We start from the raw sequence: 18440 nt of genomic DNA, 5'->3' as shown, positions 1-18440 counted from the left end.
TCCTTTGCGACGAAAATCGAATCTTCTGACATAGAACAAACGCCATGGGTCCACTTACTCTCATAACGTTTCTTCCCGTGCTGGGGGCGGCTATCATCGCCTTCCTGCCGAAAGATAACCATCAATTGATCCGCTGGACGGCGGTGTTTTTTACCGCGCTCGTCCTCGTGATCACCCTGTCGCTGTTCCCGCAGTTTGATCGCGGCGCGGTGGGTATCAACCAGTCGTCCTCGTTCCAGTTTACGGAACAGGCCTCCTGGATCCCGGCCTACGGCATCAGCTACTTCGTGGGAGTGGACGGTCTGTCCTTCCCCATGGTGCTGCTGACCGCGCTGCTGTGTGTGATCTGCGTGATTGCATCGTGGGGCATCAAGACCGGACTGAGGGGCTACTTCGCGCTGTTTCTCCTGTTGGAGACCGGCATGATGGGCACCTTTGTCGCGCTGGATTTCTTCCTGTTCTACGTGTTCTGGGAAGTGATGCTGCTGCCGATGTATTTCCTGATCGGCGTGTGGGGAGGACCGCGGCGCGTGTACGCCGCTATCAAGTTCTTCCTCTATACGCTGTTCGGCTCGGTGCTGATGCTGATCGCGTTACTGGTGCTGTATTTCAATGTGACCGATCCGACCACCCATCTGCACACGTTCAACATGCTGACCATGATGACGCAGAATACCCACTCGGGCCTGCTCAACGTGAACACCGTGCGTGTGCTGCTGTTCTTCGGGCTGTTCATCGGCTTTGCCATCAAGGTGCCGGTCTTCCCGTTCCATACCTGGTTGCCCGACGCCCACGTGGAAGCGCCGACCGCCATTTCCGTGATTCTGGCCGGCGTGCTGCTGAAGATGGGAACCTACGGCATGTTGCGGATCATGTACCCGATTCTGCCGGACGTTACCCGCAGCTTCGGCTGGTTCCTGGCGCTGATGGGGATGATCAATATCATCTATGGCGCGTTCTGCGCCATGGCGCAGAAGGACCTGAAGAAACTGGTGGCCTACAGCTCGATTTCCCACATGGGCTACGTGATGCTGGCCATGGCAAGCTTCACCCCCGCCGGAATGAACGGCGCGGTGCTGCAGATGTTCACCCACGGCACCATTACGGCCATGCTCTTCCTTCTGGTGGGCGTCATTTATGACCGTGCCCACCACCGCGAGATCAACGGTTTCGGCGGTCTGGCCAACGTCATGCCCAAGTATATGGGCATGACCGCGATCGCCTTCTTTGCGTCAATGGGTCTGCCGGGCCTGTCCGGCTTCATTGCCGAAGCCCTGTGCTTCATCGGCGCGTTCCCGATCTGGCGTCTGTACACCATGGTGTCCATCGGCGGCATCGTGATTACGGCGGCCTATCTGCTGTGGACGCTGCAGCGCGTCTTCTTCGGCCAGGTGAATGAGAAATACATTTCGCTGCCGGACATCAATACGCGCGAACTGATTACGCTGGTTCCGCTGGCGGTCATCGTGCTGATCTTCGGCATCTGGCCGCAGCCGATTCTCGATCTGATGAATTCTTCCATGACATATCTCGGGCAGATCATGCAGGCAGGCAGCCACCCGATTACTCAGGCCATTCAAACCGCCGGGAGCGCACTATGATGTCCGGCTTGCAGGTCGACCTCGGCCCGCTGCTGCCCGAACTGATCTTTTCAGCCGGGCTGCTGCTGCTGCTGATTGTCAACCTTGTGGTGAAGCGCGGGCGGGGCAAGGTGATGGCGATTGGCGGCGTGATCCTGCTGGCCGTCGTCTGCGTGTTCGCAATGGGCGGCGACGAATCTGTCGGAGAGTATCTCTTCGGCTCGGTGGTGCAGGACGGCGTGACGGTCTTCTTCCGCATCTTCTTCTGCGCCGCAACCGCACTCTCGTTAGGATTGATGGTCTTCAGCTTTCCGAATGACGGCGAGCCGTTCCTGCTGATGCTCTCCAGTATGCTGGGCATGTTCCTGCTGGCCGGTTCCAACGATCTGGTCACGCTGTTTGTGGCGCTGGAACTGGTGTCCATACCGTCTTATGTGCTGGCAGGATACAAACGCAACGATGTTCGCTCGGGCGAAGCCTCACTGAAATATGTGATGTTCGGCGCGATGTCCTCGGGCCTCATGCTTTACGGCTTCTCCTTCCTCTATGGCATGACCGGCTCCACCTCGCTGGTGAACATGGCGGGTCATCTCGGCAAGATCGGCGCGAACGATCCGATGCTGCTGATCGCCTTGGTACTGGTGCTGGCCGGTATCGGCTACAAGATCGCCATGGTGCCGATGCACTTCTGGTGCCCGGACGTCTATGAAGGCTCGCCGACGGCGGTGACCGCCTTCTTCTCCGTCGTTCCCAAGGCCGCAGGCTTTGCCGCGCTGTACCGCTTAATGGGCGTCTTCACGTCGCTGAACACGAGCTGGGGCGTCAATGCCCTCACGCTGTTCACCGTGGCGTCCGCCGTCACCATGACCTTCGGCAATCTTGGCGCGCTCTATCAGACCAGTCTCAAGCGGCTGCTGGCCTATTCGTCGATTGCTCACGCGGGTTATATCCTGATGGGCTTTGCGGTGCTGGCGTCCAATCCTTCAATGGATGTAGCCGCGCTGGCGACGCAGGCGATCATGTTCTACCTTGCGGTGTATCTGTTCATGAACTTCGGCGCGTTCCTGATTGTGGACCTGATCGAGCGCCACACCGGCGGCGACGCCATCAGTTACTTCCGTGGCCTTGGCCGCACCAATGCCGTTCCTGCTCTGTTGCTGGCCGTGTTCCTGTTCAGCTTGACCGGCATTCCGCCGCTGGCGGGCTTCACGGGCAAGTTCCTGCTGTTTGCCGCGCTGGTCAAGGGCAAGCTGTGGGCGCTGGCGATGATCGGCATTGCCAACACCGTCGTCTCGCTGTACTACTATATTCGCGTGATCCGCGACATGTTCCTCTATGAGCCCATGCCCGATACGGCGGCTCTGCTGCCCAATCCCGGCATCAAGTTCAAAGGCCTGCTGGCCACCCTGTCTCTTCTCGCCATTGCCCCCACGCTGATTTTAGGTCTCTGGTGGGGTCCCTTGGCCGAATGGATCGGCCTGAAGACCTGGTAGGAACCGATTCCCGGTTTGCATGTTTAAGAAGGGCAGCAGTAACTCGCTGCCCTTTGTATTTGGGTAAATCTCTTCGGCAATTATGACGTTTCCAAATCTTCTTATTAGCTAATCCATCTGCACTTTAATGGGCGATAGGCTGAACCGCAAGTTTTTACATTCGCTGCTGGCGGTCATGTTGTGCGCGTTTCTGGCGGGATCTGGATTTGCCGCCGCCCAACATGATTGCACGGACACCTCGCGCCATGATCCCGACCGCTGCGCGCTCTGCTCCGTGGCATCCTCCGCTGCGGCGACCACAGCCGTTTTTGACCTATCGGTGGACCAACCCGCCGCCATCTGCGCCCCTCTTCTCATCAGCCTGCCAGCAGGCTGCCCGCTCCCTTCCCCGTCCGATCCCCGCGCTCCTCCCGTCCTGTAACCTCACGATTCTTCAGTTTCTGCTGTAGACTCCACGCGGCTCTCATGCTGCGCGAGTACGCGCGCATAGCTATGCTGCACATCCCGAGGTTACTCCATGATCTCCGTTCGCTTTTTCGTGTCCGCTCTGGCGCTGGTGGCTTTATGCTCCCTTGCTTTCGCCGGCGTGACCAATCCCGATATCTCCGTTATCGGTCAGATGCGCACCTTCATGACCGATGACCGCGGCGACTCCAATCGCAATCGTGCGCAGTTCTCTTTCGATGAATCCGAAGTGGTGGCCGACGCCGCACTCAATCCCTATGCTCACGGCACCTTTGTGTTCTCCATTGCCAACGGTGGCGTTGACGTGGAGGAGGGCTATTTAAACATCGTGCGCGGCCTTCCGAGCGGCTTGGCCTTCAAAGCGGGCAAATACCGCGTCGGCTTTGGACGCTTGAACCCGGTACATCCGCACGCGTATCCGTTCATCTATCGCTTCCGCGTGCTGGCCGAGTATTTGCCCGGACCGGAATCCTACAATGACGTCGGCGGCCAGGTTTCCTATCGACTGCCGCTGCCCGGTGATCTTTCTTCGACGATTTCCGCCGACATCCTGCAGGGCAACACCTTTCATCCCGGTCAATCCGGGGCGCGCCCCGCATGGGTGGCGCGTTGGGCAAACTTCTTCAGCCTGAAAGATCCATCCTCCATGGAGGTCGGCGTCTCGGCCACGGAGGGCACTAACGATGTCCTCCACGAGACGCACACGGCCATCTACGGCGCCGATGCCAAGGCCAAGCTCTGGTTCTCCCCGCTGAATGCGCTGATTCTGCAAGCTGAATTCCTTGCGCAGGATCGCGAACTGGCCGCCGTGGACAGCGTTACCGGAGCCCTCAGCAAAAGCCATATCCGCCCGCTGGGCGGCTATTTTTTTGCCGACTATGCCTATCACAAACGCTTCGACGGCGGCGCGACCTATGAGCGCTTTCAGCGTTCCGAGCCGGGCAAGCCCTGGGAGCAAGCGGTTGGCCTGTTTGCGGGCTTTTTGCCGATGGAAGAGACTACGCTCTTTCGCCTGAACTGGAACCGTATCTTTCCCGCAAGCGGCGCCGCCTCCAATCTCTACACACTGCAAATCGTCTGGTCCATGGGCCCGCACAAGGCTCACCAATTCTAAAGCGAGGGATATTCATGAAACGTATTCTGCTGATGCTCACGCTGTCGCTGCTCGTTGGGCACGCCGCGATGGCCAAAGTCAAGGTCGCGGCGTCCCTGCCGGACCTGGCATCTATTGCCTCGTACATCGGCGGCGACCGCATCGAGGCTTTTTCCATTGCTCGCAATACCGCCGATCCTCATAGTGTGGAAGTGTTGCCCACCTACATGGTGAAGGTCTCGCACGCCGATATATATTTGAAAGTCGGACTGGCCCTCGATCAGTGGGCCGACCAGATTATCGACGGCGCACGCAACTCCGCTGTTCGTGTCATGGACTGCTCGCGCGGCATTGCCGTGCTGGAAAAACCTGTGGGCAAAGTGGATGCGTCCATGGGCGACGTGCATCCGGACGGCAATCCGCACTACTGGCTGGACCCGGATAACGGTGTCGTCATCGCACAGAATATCGCCGAAGTCCTCACGGCGGCCGATCCGGGCGGTGCAACCGATTACGCGGCCAACCTGGAGAAATTCAAAAGTGATCTCGTGCAGCGCCAAACCGCTTGGAAAGCGGCCGCCGCTGCCATCCCCAATCGCAATATCATCACCTATCACTCGTCGTGGGTCTACTTTGCACATGCTTTTGACTTCAACATTGTGGCCCGCATCGAACCCGTGCCGGGCATTCCGCCCACCGGCAGCCATTTGGCCGAATTGCTGAATATCATCCGCGAAAACAACGTCAAGATTGCCTTGCAGGAACCGTATTTCTCCGAGGATGCCGCCAACTATCTGGCGCGGCAGACTCCCGTCAAAGTGCTCAAGCTTCCGCCGTCTTGTAATGGCGTGGATGCGACTTCTTACTTCGATCATTTTCAGCAAATCTTCGATGCACTCAAAACGGTGAGTTGACCCATGCTGACCGCACTGACTTATCCCTTCATGTGGTGGGCGCTTGCCGCCTGCCTTGTGCTGGCGGGCATTCACTCCTATCTTGGTTTTCATATCATCAAACGTGGCGTAATTTTCGTGGATCTTTCGCTGGCCCAGATGGCCGCGCTGGGACTGGCCGTGGCCATTTTGCTTAACCTGCATGACTATCCGCTGGCGAACTATCTTTTCCCGGTGGGCATGACCCTCGTGGGCGCAGTGGTCTTTGCCTGGCTCAGGCATCTCGAGCATCGCGTGCCCCTCGAAGCCTTCATCGGCATCGTCTTCGCCACGGCACAGGCCTTGGTGCTGCTCATCCTCGAGCATAGCCCTTCCGGTACGGAGCATTTGAAAGAGACTCTCGTTGGCACAATCTTCACCGTCAGCCCAGCCACGGTCATCAAGACTGCCATTATCTACGGCATCATCGGTGCGCTGCATTTCGTCATGCGTAAGCCGCTCTTTCAGATCACCAACAACCCCGATCAGGCACGGGCACAGGGTCGCAATCTCTTCTTATGGGATGTGCTCTTCTACACCAGCTTCGGCGTGGTCGTTACCTCGTCGGTGGGCATTGCCGGGGTGCTGCTGGTCTTTGGCCTGCTGGTCATTCCCGCTGTTGCCGGAGTCCTGGCCTCAGATCGCACCGGAGTGCGCCTTGCTGTCGGCTGGAGCTTTGCCTTCTTCTGCAGTGTGATCGGCCTGCTCACCGCCTTCTCGCTCGACACTCCTGCCGCCCCAACGATTCTCACCACCATGGCCGCGTTGCTTGTCATCCACGGCGCGGTCATGGCTCTTTATCGGAAGCTCGCCCGCAAACCCATTGCATTCACCCCCGCTCATAAAATAGCCCCTGCGAATCTTCGCAAAGGTTAAACATGATGACGGATAAGCTGAATCACATATCGCTTACAAAGAAAGGGCACCCACAGGGTTGCCCTTTCGTCATCGATAGCGCGCCGAAGGCGACACGGGTGCAGGCGTCACGCCTGCTGCAGGGGGTACCCCTGCTTAAAACGCGTGCCCCATGCCGCGATGGCAATCGAAGCAGCGGCGGTCTCCTTTGAAGCCATGGAAGATTTTCGAGACCATCGTCTCGTGGCAGCGGATGCAGTTGCCTTCCACAATCGCCTCGCCCGATTTCTTCAGCCGGATCACCTGCGGATTGCCGAAGGTGAAGACATAGGAGTGCCGGATGCCGTGTTCCATCTTGGTGGCATATTTGCCGATCAGATTGTGCGGCACATGGCAGTCATTGCAGAGCGCAAAGCGGTGCGGGGAGACCTGCCACGCGTCGAACTTGTCCTTCATCACATGGCAGTTGACGCAGGCGTCCGGGTTGTTGGACAGGTAGGAATAGCCCCGCGCAAAATAGAAGGTATAGGCGCTGATGCCGAGCACTATGCCCAGCGCGGCCAGCGGCAGCACCGTCAGAAGGGTGGACGCTTTCATGCGGGCCACCCTTTCAGTGTCGGGTAGGTGTGGTGGATGGAATCGGCGTGCCCTGTGGCTGGGGCGGCGGCACGGCGCTGCCGCCGTGCGCGATCAGCACCCGAAACGCCGCCAGTTCCGCCTGCCGGCCAAAGTCGGTGGCGTCGCCCAGCACCCGCGCCGTCTCCTGTCCACTGTGGAAGCCCATGCTGTTTTCCGCGTTGACAAAGTCCCAACGCATCTGTGCCCGGCGGTGCAGTGCCCGCGGCACATCCAACTCCGCATCCGTCGCTCCCATCGCCATTGCCGCTTTAATCCCGTCCATCGCGGCGATAATCGCATTCTCCGCCCGCTTCAACTCGGAGAAGGTCCGGTCCTGAATCTGGAACACCCGACTGCGCAGTTCCTCTTCGGATTCGCGGTGGCACGTCTGGCAGGAGGTTTGAATATGCGCCAGCGGCGTCCGGATCCAATGGTCGGTGATCTTCGTCGCGCCCTCGCGGATATACGGCATATGGCAATCCGGGCAACTCACCCCCGCGCGGTAATGAATCCCCGACGTGAAAATCTCGAACTCAGGATGCTGCATCTTAATCATCGGTGCGCCCGTCTCGCCATGGATCCAGTCCTTAAAATGCAGCGAGTCGTAATACGCTTCGATGCTGTCTACCACGGTCCCCTTGGCCCACGGAAACGTCAAATACAGCGTCTCCTTCGGCCAGTAGTACTCCACGTGGCACTGCGCACACACATAGATCCGCATCTCCGAATGCGTGGCATTCTTGACATCAATTCCCCGCTTGGCCATGGCTTCGATAAAGGCCGGGCGGCGCACGGTCAGCGCCATGGTCTCCGCATTGTGGCAGTCGGCGCAGCCAATGGTGAACTTGAAGCCCGCCGAGTCCACCAAGGTCTTCACCGGAGTATGATACAGCCGCTCCGCGCCGTACTTTTCGATAAACTGCGGCACCTGAGGGCTCTTGCAGGTGATGCATGGCCCGGGCTTCTTGTCTCCTAATCGCTGGCTGGCCAGCATATCCTCCAGCGCATGCATGTGGCCGCGCTCCTCGGTATACTGCACCGAGAACGGATACCCCGCAAACATCCGCCGCAGATTCGGGTACTTGTCCAGCCGCGAGTAGTTCTCACTGCCTCCATACCGTCCGTACTTGCTGTACTCGGTAAAGGTGGTTGTGGTCATGGTGCGCTTGTACAGGTCATACTCGCGCGGAAAATTCGGCCCCCAGTTGTCGGAGTTGGGATCTCCGGGCTGAACCTGTGTCACGTGGACGTAGGTCAGCCGGGCTTCCTGCTTGTGCTGAAAAATGTTGACCAGCAAAGCGGCGATAATGATCGTGAGGACAACACTGCCGATCAGAACAACAGTATTGCGGAGGGATGTGCGCATAAGCATCTCGTGGGTGACTTAAAGAGCAGATTCTGTAGCCATAGTTCGGCTAAAAAGTTGTGAAAGATAACGCTAATAACTATTAAACGCAAGTGAAAACAGCTACTCCGAATAGATGCTTCTCAGGAATGGTTGATACAATTAGATGTGGATTGTTCAAGCCGGAACATCTTCTTTTGCCGATGCATTCAATTAACAGTCGCTGTTGCTGTGTGATATGCCGCTCTCTGTCCTGTCGTGAATGAATTGCCTCACCCCCGCCCCGCGTCTATGACACGGAGACTGTTTCACTTATAATATGAAACCCACGGGTTCTATTGTCCCCATGGTCACGCCCTTCCGGGATGGAAGGCTGGATGAGGACGGCCTCGCCCAATTGATTGACTGGCAGATTCGGAGCGGCTCGCATGGCATCTCCGTGACCGGCACCACGGGCGAGCCCTCGTCCCTGTCGCATCCCGAGCGGCTGCGGGTGTTTGACGTCGCCAAAGAAGCGATTGCCGGACGCGTGCCCTTTGTCCCGGGTACGGGCTCGAACAATCTTGAAGAGACTTTGCTGTTTTCGCATCACGCCCAGAAACTCGGCGCGGATGCCCTGCTGATCATCACTCCGTATTATTCGCGCCCTTCGCAGGAGGGGCTGTTTCAATACTTCAAAGCCGTGGCCTCGCAGGTCGGGCTGCCCGTCATTCTCTACAATATTCCCGGACGCACGGCGGTGAACCTTGAAGTGGACACCCTGGCGCGGCTGCGGGATCTCTGTCCCCATATTATCGGCGTCAAGGAATCCAACAAGGATTTCGAGCACATCAACCGCCTGATCTACCGCATGGGCAGCGATTTTCTGGTCTACTCCGGAATCGAGTTGCTATGCTTTCCCATTCTGGCTATCGGCGGCGCGGGCTATGTCAGTGCTACGGCCAATGTGCTACCCACCGAGGTGGCGCGGCTGTATGATCTGACTAAGGCCGGCAAATGGGAGGAGGCGCGTGCCCTGCACTTCCAATTGCTGCCGATCAACGACGCCGTGTTCCTCGAAATCAATCCGGTGCCCGTCAAGACCGCGCTCGGCTGGATGGGCAAAATCAGCCCCGAAGTGCGCCTGCCGCTGGCCCCGATGAGTGACGATAACGAAAAGAAACTGCGGGATGTCATGTCCGCGTATCACTTGTTGACTACAACGAACAGTATGGGCTCGAAGGTATGACGTTTGATCTTAACCAAAGGTGACCGGATTTCCGGTCGGGAGAATGCTCGATGAAACGCACGATGATGGTAATGATGGTTATCAGTTTGGTAGTGGCGGGCGCCGCATTCGCCGCGGTCCCTCAGAAGATCAGCTATCAGGGAGTCCTCACCAATGCCTCCGGCGTGGTGGTTCCCGACGGCAACTACGATTTGACTCTGTCTCTCTATGACACCCTGAGCGGCGGCACCGCCCTCTGGACCGAAGCCCAGTTAACCGCTGTCAGCCACGGCATTTTCAATGTCGTACTCGGATCTGTGGTGCCCATCACCAAGGCCTTCGATAAGCCGCTGTTCCTTGGCGTCGCAGTGGCCGGCGGCGCGGAACTTTCGCCCCGTACGCTGCTGACGGCTTCTCCCTACAGCCTGAATGCGCCGGTGATGGGGTTTGTGAGTTCCAGCGCCACAACGACCATTAGCACGGGATGGACAAATTATGAGGACGAGCAATTGACCTTATACTGCCCCGGCCCAGGGTATGTGGTTGTGCATTCCACCGCGTGGCTGCAGATCAACCACGTGCAGGGGACCTCAGACCGGGTGCAAGTCACGCATGACACGACCGCCACGGGCCAAGGCCCCGACTACGACATGATTTCAACTTACCTGATTGCCACCGATGAACCGACCCAGTATCAGGATGTGACGCTCCCCGTGCAAACGGTCGTTCCCGTTGCGGCGGCCGGAACCTACACCTTCTACCTGAATGGCCAGATGCTCGAAGGCCAGGATACCGCTGACCACTTCTGGTATGCCGGTACAACCGCCACATGGTATCCGGCCACCGCTGCAGCGGCAACCGCTGCCGCCATGCGCAGCCACCACCCGCAAAAGTCTGTCGAAAAAGCCCGTTAAGGAGAGCCGCTATGCTTCGTCATACACACAAAGGGCTGCCCCTTGTGGTATTGCTGGCTCTGATGCTCGCCTCGGCGGCCATGGCACAGCAATATGCCATTCCCAGCAGCGCAGTAGCTAATGGCGCCAGCAGCATGCTCGGCGCCAGTTACCAGATCAGGGGCACCGTCGGTCAACCCATTATCAGCGTGTCCACCGGCGCTTCCTATGCCGATTCGGCGGGGTTCTGGTACACCACCCGGGCATCTGCCCCGTCAGCCGTGGGTGATCCGCCGCCGTCGCTGCCCAGGAGCTTCAGTTTGCGCCAGAACTATCCCAATCCCTTCAACCCCGCCACAGAGATTCGCTTTGAGGTCCCCAGCGCGGCGCGCGTAACCCTCAAGGTGTTCAACGTGGAAGGGCAGCTTGTAGAAACCCTTGCCGATCAGAATTTCAGCGTCGGCGAGCATGCCATTCAATGGAACGCGGACAAACATGCGTCCGGGCTGTATCTGATCCGTATGTCTGCCCCCGGCTTCACGGAGATTCGCCGGGCCGTCCTGTTGAAATAGTCCGCCATTACATTTTGGCTTTTTGGCATTTTAACATTTTGGTTTTTGCCATGAAACTTGCACGCTGGGCGGCGGCTGGCCGCATCTTGGACGGCCACTGCGAAGATCACTGGCTCATCGCGACGGATGGAAGTTATTATCACGAAGAAAGCGTGGTGTGGCTGCCACCCAGCGTGCCGTCTAAAGTGATTGGTATTGCGCTGAACTTCCGCGACCATGCGGCGGAATTGAAGCTGGCCGAGCCGGAATTGCCGGCCATCTTTCTCAAGCCCCAAACCTCTCTCATCGGCCACATGGGAACGGTACTGATGCCGCCGTGGAGCCAGTTTATGCACTATGAGGCAGAACTGGTGGCCATCATTGGCCGGCGCTGCCGCTATGTGAAGGCGGAGCATGCGCTGGATGTGGTGGCGGGCTATACTGTGGGCAATGATGTCACGGTGCGGGACTACATCGGGAACTACTTCCGACCGCCGCTCATCGGCAAAGGCTGGGACACCTTCGGTCCCGTCGGGCCGTGGATGGTGACTCCCGATGAAGCTCCCGATCCGCACAACGTCGAACTGCGCGCCTATGTCAATGGGGAACTGCGGCAGCAGGGCAATACCCGCGACCTGATCTACTCTCTCGAAGAGATGATCGAGTACGCCTCCATGATTATGACGCTCGAGCCCGGCGACCAGATTTGGACGGGAACCCCGAAGGGGATTTCCCATGTTTACGTAGAAGACACGATGCGGATGGAGATTGAAGGCATCGGCGTGCTGCAAAATCCCATAGCACGCGGCCCGGAAACGGCGTACCGCTTTCCCACTAAATCCTGATTGGATCCCGCATGAGCCACCGAATCCAGCACTTCATCGGCAATCGCTTTGAAGACTCCGTAGACGGCGGAGTCTTTGACGTTCTCACTCCGCTCACCAATGAGGTCATCGGCCGCTGCGCCAGCGGCCAGCCTGCCGACGTGGACCGCGCCGTCAAAGCCGCGCGGAAGGCGTTTGACAGCGGCGTCTGGTCCCGCATGCCGGTGCTCGAGCGAGCCCGCAAGGTGCGGCAAATCGGTGATCTGATTATCAAACACGCCGCCGAAATCGCCGAACTGGAAATCGAAGATACCGGCATTCCCCGCAGTCAGGTTTCCGGTCAGGCTATCCCCCGGGCGGCGGACAATTTTTATTTCTTTGCCGATCAGCTTTCGCTGTTTCATGGCGACGCGTACAGTGTGACCGGAGAGTGGATCAACTACACGGTGCATCGGCCTATCGGCGTTGCGGGTTTGATCACCCCGTGGAACACACCGTTCATGTTGGAGACGTGGAAGGTCGCGCCGGCCTTGGCCTCGGGAAATACGGTAGTGTTGAAGCCCGCCGAATGGTCGCCGCTCTCTGCCGACAAGCTGGCCAAGATCATTCTGGAAGCCGATCTGCCGCCCGGAGTCTTCAATCTGGTGCACGGCTTCGGCGAAACCGCCGGCGCGCCGCTGGTGGCCCATCCCGCTGTACAGCTTATCTCCTTCACCGGCGAAACCACCACCGGACAACTGATTATCAAGAACGGCGCCGATACCCTCAAGCGTTACAGCATGGAACTCGGCGGCAAATCACCCAATATCATTTTTGCCGATGCCGATCTGGACCGGGCCCTCGACGCTGCCCTCTGGCAGGTCTACAGCCTGAACGGCGAGCGCTGCACCGCCGCCTCACGGCTGTTGCTCGAACAGAGCATCTATGATCGCTTTGTGGAACGGCTCGCTGAACGCGTCGCCCAAATCCGCATTGGTGATCCGAATGATCCTACCACTGAAATCGGCCCTTTGATTCACCCCGAGCACTGGTCCCGCGTCCGCAGCTACATGGACGTTGCCCGCGAAGAAGGCGCCGAAATCCTCGTCGGCGGAGACCGCCCGGCTTCATCCTTCATCCTTCATCCTTCATCCCTTGCCAAAGGCAACTACTTCGCTCCCACGCTGATCGCCAACGTGCGCAACAGCATGCGCATTGCCCAGGAGGAGATCTTCGGCCCGGTACTGGTCGTTATGCCCTTTGCCGATGAAGCCGAAGCCATCCGCCTGGCCAATGATGTGCGCTACGGCCTTGCAGGCTATATCTGGACAGGAAACGTGACGCGCGCTCACCGCGTGGCGCAGAGTCTCGAATGCGGCATGGTGTGGATCAATTCCCATAACGTGCGCGATCTGCGCACTCCCTTCGGCGGCAGCAAGTTCAGCGGCATTGGCCGCGAAGGTGGCCGATGGAGCTTCGAAGAATTCTATATGGAGACCAAGACTGTTCAGGTCCCCTTGACAGATCATCCCATTCCCAAAATCGGCTGACGAGCGCTTCAACGTCATTATCGCGAGGGAATACCATGCTGAATGAAATTCGCGTGTCGGAAGATTTCATCAGGCGCACGCTGGAACGCTACAATCCCCTCAAGGGTGTGCAGTTGCCGATGGGGCGCACCGCCCGCGTCGAACCCAAGGACATTCATCTTGACTTCAACCGCATCACGGTGCATGTCGAACATGATATTCCCCTGATCCCGGCCTTCGATCTTGAACTCACCGGCTTCGAGGTCCATGGTACACGGCTCAAGCTGACTCTGAATCACGCGGGCATTCTCGGCGAGACGCCTATAGATTTGATGTCCCATCTGACCTCCGGCCTTATTCAGGAGGCCTTGAAGGGCCAGCCCGTCACCGTGGATGGCAATGACATCACCGTGGATCTTGCGCGCTGGCTGCCCTTCCCCGATCTGATCCTTACGGGTCTGGAAGTGAGCGACGGCATCACCGTGACCTTCGATTACTAGGGCCCATAACCGTTGGCAGCCCCGATTCATCTCTACCATCTTGGTAGCCCCCCGATTCATCGGGGTCGAAAGAGGCAGGAATGAGTCAACTCATACACGGTAAGTGCGCACGACTCTACGCGTTGCTGTGCCCCCACGCTTCGCCGCGGCATGCGTCTTAAGATTTCGCATGCCCGGCACATAGAAGGATTGTGCCCGGCTCTTCCGCTCCCCCTTTCCCTATTTCATGGGGAAAGGGGGCCGGGGGGATGGGGGTCTGCCGGCACAATCAAAAGGGAATAACGGTCCGCCCGCCCGCTATGATCCCGGCAATAAGCAACACGGGAAGGTTGCGGCAGACCTTAACCCTCTCCTGCACGACAATGGCAAGGAGAGAGGTCTGTGACACCATCAAATCGAGGCATGGAATCGGCCGTAGGGGATAGGGGTTCTGTGTTCCCCCCACTTCAGTGGGGGGATTCAGGGGGGTGGCCGAAGGGCCATGCCGTGCCCGTCTGCCAAACTATGTCTGCATATCATATCGCTAATGCAAATACACATGCAATAAGCTTAACGGCGAACTGAAGGAGAATATTTATGCCAGCACGACATGGCGCGGACGTTCTGCGAAGGCTGCGCGAGAACCCGGCGGAAATCTGGCACCGGGGAGAAAGGGTGAAGGACGTCACGACCGCACCCGGTTTTGCCAACGGCGTGCACAGCCTCGCGGCGCTCTACGATCTGCAATGGGAGCACCCTTCCGAAATGCTCTTCGAGTCGCCGGCCACCGGCGACAAGGTGGGCCGCTCCTTCATGATCCCGCGCACTAAAGATGAGTTGAAGAGCATCAGCCGCATGATGAAGCACTGGGCGAACTTCAGCATGGGAATGATGGGGCGCTCGCCGGACTATCTCAACCGCGCAATCTCCGCCTACGCCGGCGGTGCAGATTTCCTGGGGGAACAGGATCCGCGCTTTGCTGAGAATATCCGCCGCTACCATCATCACATTCGGGAGAACGATCTCTGCCTGACGCACACGCTGATTCATCCGCAGGCCAATCGCGGTGCGGGAGTCGCCCAGCAGGCCGATCCCTTCCTCGGCGCGCGGGTAAAGGAAGAACGCGACGACGGCATCATCATCCGCGGCGCGCGCATGCTGGCCACGCTGCCTTCCGCCGATGAGATCATGGTCTTTCCGTCCACGCTGCTTACCAGCAACCCCGATGATGCACCCTACGCTTTCGGCTTCGCCATCCCCTGCGCCACGCCGGGACTCAAGTTCCTCTGCCGCGAGACCGTGGACTATGGCCGCAGCGTGTACGATCATCCTCTCGCCGCGCGCTTCGAAGAGCAGGATGCCGTGGTGCTGTTCGAAGACGTCTTCGTGCCGTGGGAGCGCGTGTTCCTCTATCGCGACGTGGACCGCTGCAATCGCGCCTACGCCGCTACCGGCTCGGTGATGCACATGTCTCATCAGGTGGTCGTCAAGAATATCGCCAAGACGGAATTCCTGCTGGGTCTGGCTTCGCTGATGGTGGATGCTATCGGCGTCGAGAAGTTCCAGCACATCCACGAGAAGGTGTCCGACATTTGGGTGACCCTCGAATCCCTCAAGGCCTTCCTGCGCGCTGCCGAAGAGGATGCCGCGCTCGATAGCTACGGCGTGATGCGTCCCGCCTGGAATCCGCTGGACGCCGCGCGGAACTTCTTCCCCAAAACCTATGGCCGCCTGATTCAGATCATTCAGCAACTCGGGGCCAGCGGTCTGGTGTCCATGCCGACCGAGGCCGACGTTACAGGACCCCTCGCCGTGGATATCAAACGCTACTTCCAGTCGGCGCGCGCCGATGCCTGGGAACGCATTCCGCTCTTCCGTCTCGCGTGGGACGCCAGCCTGTCCGCCTTTGCCACGCGGCAGGTTCTGTATGAATACTATTTCTTCGGCGATCCGGTGCGCATGTCCAGTGCCGTCTTCAATGCCCACGATCGCCGGCCCTACATGGATCTGGTGCGGGAGTTTCTCGCGCGCGGCAAGGACGAAGCGCAGAGCGAAGCTCCTTCCGACAAGCAAGGTGAAGTTTCCCTGCTGGAGACCTCTATCCGCATATGAGTCCACAAGGCCTCGATGCCCGGCGCTATCAGGATACCGTCGGCCTGTTGCCCACGGGAGTCACCGTAATTACCGCCGAGATCGGCGAGGAGATTCACGGCATGACCGCCAATGCCGTGACGTCGCTCTCCCTGAACCCCATGCAGATCATCATCTGCGTGGCCAAGAAGGCGAAGATGGCCGTGCTGCTCAAACCCGGCGTGCCCTTCACGGTGAATGTGCTGCGGGAGGACCAGTCGCGCGTCAGCAACCATTTTGCAGGGGCCAACCGCCGGCCCGAAGTCATGCCCGAGATCCGCTTTGTCACCTGGGCGGGCGGGGTGCGGCTGGAGGGAGCGCTGGCGGCCATCGGCTGCGAGACGGCGGAGCTGCTTGAAGGCGGCGACCATTGGATTGTCATCGGCACCGTGGTCGGCCTGTTTCAGGGCACGAACCCCGACCGCCCGCTGCTCTATTTTCGCGGGCGCTATGTCCGGCTTGAAGGCGGCGGTCTGCTGGCCCCCGGTCGCGATGACCTTGCCGAAGGCCCTGCCCACATTTTTTATGATCCGTGGTAGTTTTACAAAATGAAAAATCAAAAACCAAAAAGGAATGCGGATCGGTTCTTCCTTTTTCATTTTTAATTTATAATTTATAGTTTAGGATCAAATGCCCACCATCCTCCGTTCCGCCCATGCCGAGTACCGCGTCACCGATCTGGAAGCCGCGCGGCATTTCTATGTGGAGACGTTAGGCTTTCTTGTCACCCGCGAGACCCAGGACGCGCTCTTCCTCGGCGGCATGGAAGAGCGGGACCTCTTCAGCTTCGTGCTCCGCAAAGCCGAGAGCCCCGGCCTGTCCCATGTCGCCTTCCGCGTGGAAAAGGAGACCGACCTCGACGCGCTCCAGCAGATCGCCGCAGAAGATGAACTCCCCACGGTCTGGGTCAATCCCGACGGCGAGCCGGGGCAGGGGAGAGCGCTGCGCATTCAGGATCCCAACGGCATTCCCATCGAGTTCTTCCACAAGCACACCCGCCGCGACTGGCAGATCCAGCACTTCCACAAATATCGCGGCGCGTCCGTCATGCGTCTCGATCATTTCAACTGTCAGGTCACCGACGTGCAGAAGGGCTATGACTGGTACACCAAACGGCTGAACTTCCACTGCTCCGAATACACCGCCACCGATGATCAGCCCGAAAAAATCTGGGCCGCGTGGCTGCATCGCAAACAGAATGTCCATGACATCGCGCTCATGAACGGCGTCGGCCCGCGCCTGCATCACATCGGCTTCTGGGTCTATGACCGCACCAGCATTCTTACCGCCTGCGATGTGCTCGCGTCCATGGGCTATGCGTCGTCCATCGAGCGCGGTCCCGGACGCCACGGCATTTCCAATGCCTTCTTTCTCTATGTGCGCGATCCCGACGGCAACCGCATCGAACTCTTCACCAGTGATTATCTGCTGAGTGATTGGGATATGCCCCCCGTCCGCTGGAGCCTGTCCGATCCCCGCCGCGCCACCTTCTGGGGCCACATCCCCCCCAAGTCCTGGTTTGATGAAGCATCCTTCGTCGAGGACATCCGCACCCACGAGCTTCTCCCTGTGTCTTCTCCGCCTCTGAAGGATAGACCGGAATTCGTAACCTGATCTCCGCATCACATACCGAATCCCAGCCTTTCGAATGAAGGTGAAAGGGAAGGAGCCACCGTCCGATCGTAGGGGCGCACCTGTGTGTGCGCCCACGTGCGCCGCAGCATACATGAACCCCTTGTATGAATCGGAAAGGAAGAACCATCATGGCTGGATCGAGTAGCAGAAAAGAAGTCCGCGATTGCGGAACCGGCAGGTTCACCACCAAAGAGAGTGCCGCACAGAGTCCGAAGACAACCGTGACCCAAACGATTCCGAACCGTGGACACAAATGAGACCTGATCGCGCGCAAGGATCACGTCACCGCCCGCCTGTGCGGGCGTTTTCTTTGTCCCCCGCCGCGATTTCGTATTTGAGCCAGATACCGTCCCCCCTCGCGCATCTTCTCTCCGCCGAGGCGGGCGCCCTCGCCCGCCCGAAATTCTCAACTCTCAAAGCGCAGTGAGGACTCTCCAGAGTCCCCCGCCAATGTTCTCGCACCGTCGCCGCGCAACCCCGCCTGTCATCCTGACATCGCACCGCGATGGAAGGACCTCAGCCCACCTGCCGCGCCCACGTGATTTCTCCGCACTGTGTATGGCCGCTTATCCGCGAAACGAGATCTCGCCAAAGGCGGACAGCCAACACAAGAGCCCGATCACACACGGCCTCGCCGCGCGGGGTGTCCTTACCCCGCGCGCAACCCCACGCAACTCCACCTGTCATCCTGACATCGCACAGCGATGGAAGGACCTCAGCCCCCCTGCCGCGCCCACGTGAATTCTCCCTGCGATGTATGGCCGCTTGTCAGCTTCGCAATCTCACCGAAAGCGGACAGCCGACCCACCACTTCACTCCTTCCCTTCTGTAC

Annotated in this window: 17 protein-coding genes; 15 read left to right on the top strand and 2 right to left on the bottom strand. The window is 58.9% G+C overall.

What is annotated here, in order from left to right; translation table 11 throughout:
• Positions 1 to 44: 44 nt before the first annotated feature.
• From VGL38_15505 to VGL38_15480, 6 genes are all read left to right on the top strand, one after another.
• Positions 45 to 1601: an NADH-quinone oxidoreductase subunit M gene (locus VGL38_15505; protein ID HEY3296837.1), complete on the top strand. Its 1557-nt coding sequence runs from the start codon at positions 45 to 47 to the stop codon at positions 1599 to 1601.
• Complete coding sequence (locus VGL38_15500; GenBank protein ID HEY3296836.1) at positions 1598 to 3073, top strand: NADH-quinone oxidoreductase subunit N; 1476 nt, start codon at positions 1598 to 1600, stop codon at positions 3071 to 3073. Before VGL38_15505 ends, VGL38_15500 begins: the two co-directional genes overlap by 4 nt.
• 127 nt (positions 3074 to 3200) lie before the next feature.
• A complete protein-coding gene (locus tag VGL38_15495; GenBank protein HEY3296835.1) occupies positions 3201 to 3494 on the top strand; it encodes a hypothetical protein in 294 nt (97 codons plus the stop codon).
• Between the two features lie 96 nt (positions 3495 to 3590).
• The gene (locus VGL38_15490) at positions 3591 to 4652 is read left to right on the top strand and encodes a hypothetical protein (protein HEY3296834.1); all 1062 of its coding nucleotides are present in this window, start codon (positions 3591 to 3593) and stop codon (positions 4650 to 4652) included.
• Positions 4653 to 4666: 14 nt separating this feature from the next.
• The gene (locus VGL38_15485; GenBank protein HEY3296833.1) at positions 4667 to 5545 is read left to right on the top strand and encodes a metal ABC transporter substrate-binding protein; all 879 of its coding nucleotides are present in this window, start codon (positions 4667 to 4669) and stop codon (positions 5543 to 5545) included.
• A 3-nt stretch (positions 5546 to 5548) separates the two neighbouring features.
• A complete protein-coding gene (locus VGL38_15480; GenBank protein ID HEY3296832.1) occupies positions 5549 to 6439 on the top strand; it encodes a metal ABC transporter permease in 891 nt (296 codons plus the stop codon).
• A gap of 135 nt (positions 6440 to 6574) precedes the next feature.
• Here the strand turns inward: VGL38_15480 and nrfH are convergent, their stop codons facing one another.
• Together nrfH and VGL38_15470 are read right to left on the bottom strand one after the other, a co-directional pair.
• Entirely contained in the window at positions 6575 to 7015 is a 441-nt protein-coding gene (nrfH, locus tag VGL38_15475; GenBank protein ID HEY3296831.1) for a cytochrome c nitrite reductase small subunit, read from the bottom strand.
• A gap of 13 nt (positions 7016 to 7028) precedes the next feature.
• Entirely contained in the window at positions 7029 to 8402 is a 1374-nt protein-coding gene (locus tag VGL38_15470; protein HEY3296830.1) for an ammonia-forming cytochrome c nitrite reductase subunit c552, read from the bottom strand.
• A gap of 298 nt (positions 8403 to 8700) precedes the next feature.
• Here VGL38_15470 and dapA point away from each other — a divergent pair, with 298 nt between their 5' ends.
• From dapA to hpaD, 9 genes are all read left to right on the top strand, one after another.
• Complete coding sequence (gene dapA / locus VGL38_15465; protein ID HEY3296829.1) at positions 8701 to 9609, top strand: 4-hydroxy-tetrahydrodipicolinate synthase; 909 nt, start codon at positions 8701 to 8703, stop codon at positions 9607 to 9609.
• 50 nt (positions 9610 to 9659) lie between these two features.
• Entirely contained in the window at positions 9660 to 10502 is an 843-nt protein-coding gene (locus tag VGL38_15460; protein ID HEY3296828.1) for a hypothetical protein, read from the top strand.
• 11 nt (positions 10503 to 10513) lie between these two features.
• Positions 10514 to 11053 carry a T9SS type A sorting domain-containing protein gene (locus VGL38_15455; GenBank protein ID HEY3296827.1) on the top strand — a complete coding sequence of 180 codons (540 nt, stop codon included), beginning with the start codon at positions 10514 to 10516 and terminating at the stop codon, positions 11051 to 11053.
• Between the two features lie 50 nt (positions 11054 to 11103).
• Positions 11104 to 11877, top strand: coding sequence for a fumarylacetoacetate hydrolase family protein (locus VGL38_15450; GenBank protein HEY3296826.1), 774 nt, complete (start codon positions 11104 to 11106; stop codon positions 11875 to 11877).
• A gap of 11 nt (positions 11878 to 11888) precedes the next feature.
• Complete coding sequence (hpaE, locus tag VGL38_15445; protein ID HEY3296825.1) at positions 11889 to 13385, top strand: 5-carboxymethyl-2-hydroxymuconate semialdehyde dehydrogenase; 1497 nt, start codon at positions 11889 to 11891, stop codon at positions 13383 to 13385.
• Between the two features lie 35 nt (positions 13386 to 13420).
• The gene (locus VGL38_15440; protein HEY3296824.1) at positions 13421 to 13864 is read left to right on the top strand and encodes a hypothetical protein; all 444 of its coding nucleotides are present in this window, start codon (positions 13421 to 13423) and stop codon (positions 13862 to 13864) included.
• Positions 13865 to 14440: 576 nt separating this feature from the next.
• Complete coding sequence (gene hpaB, locus VGL38_15435; protein ID HEY3296823.1) at positions 14441 to 15955, top strand: 4-hydroxyphenylacetate 3-monooxygenase, oxygenase component; 1515 nt, start codon at positions 14441 to 14443, stop codon at positions 15953 to 15955.
• On the top strand, positions 15952 to 16512 hold the full coding sequence (locus VGL38_15430) for a flavin reductase family protein (GenBank protein ID HEY3296822.1): 561 nt from the start codon (positions 15952 to 15954) through the stop codon (positions 16510 to 16512). The genes hpaB and VGL38_15430 overlap by 4 nt, the downstream gene beginning before the upstream one ends.
• A 91-nt stretch (positions 16513 to 16603) precedes the next feature.
• Positions 16604 to 17587 (top strand): 3,4-dihydroxyphenylacetate 2,3-dioxygenase, encoded by a 984-nt coding sequence (gene hpaD / locus VGL38_15425; protein HEY3296821.1) that lies wholly within the window; start codon positions 16604 to 16606, stop codon positions 17585 to 17587.
• Positions 17588 to 18440 lie beyond the last annotated feature (853 nt).

It is taken from the genome of bacterium (assembly GCA_036504735.1).
In the GTDB taxonomy this organism is placed as follows: Bacteria; Electryoneota; RPQS01; order RPQS01; family RPQS01; genus DASXUQ01.
The sequence above is the reverse complement of the archived record's forward strand: the minus strand, read 5'-3'. Positions and strand labels throughout refer to the sequence as shown.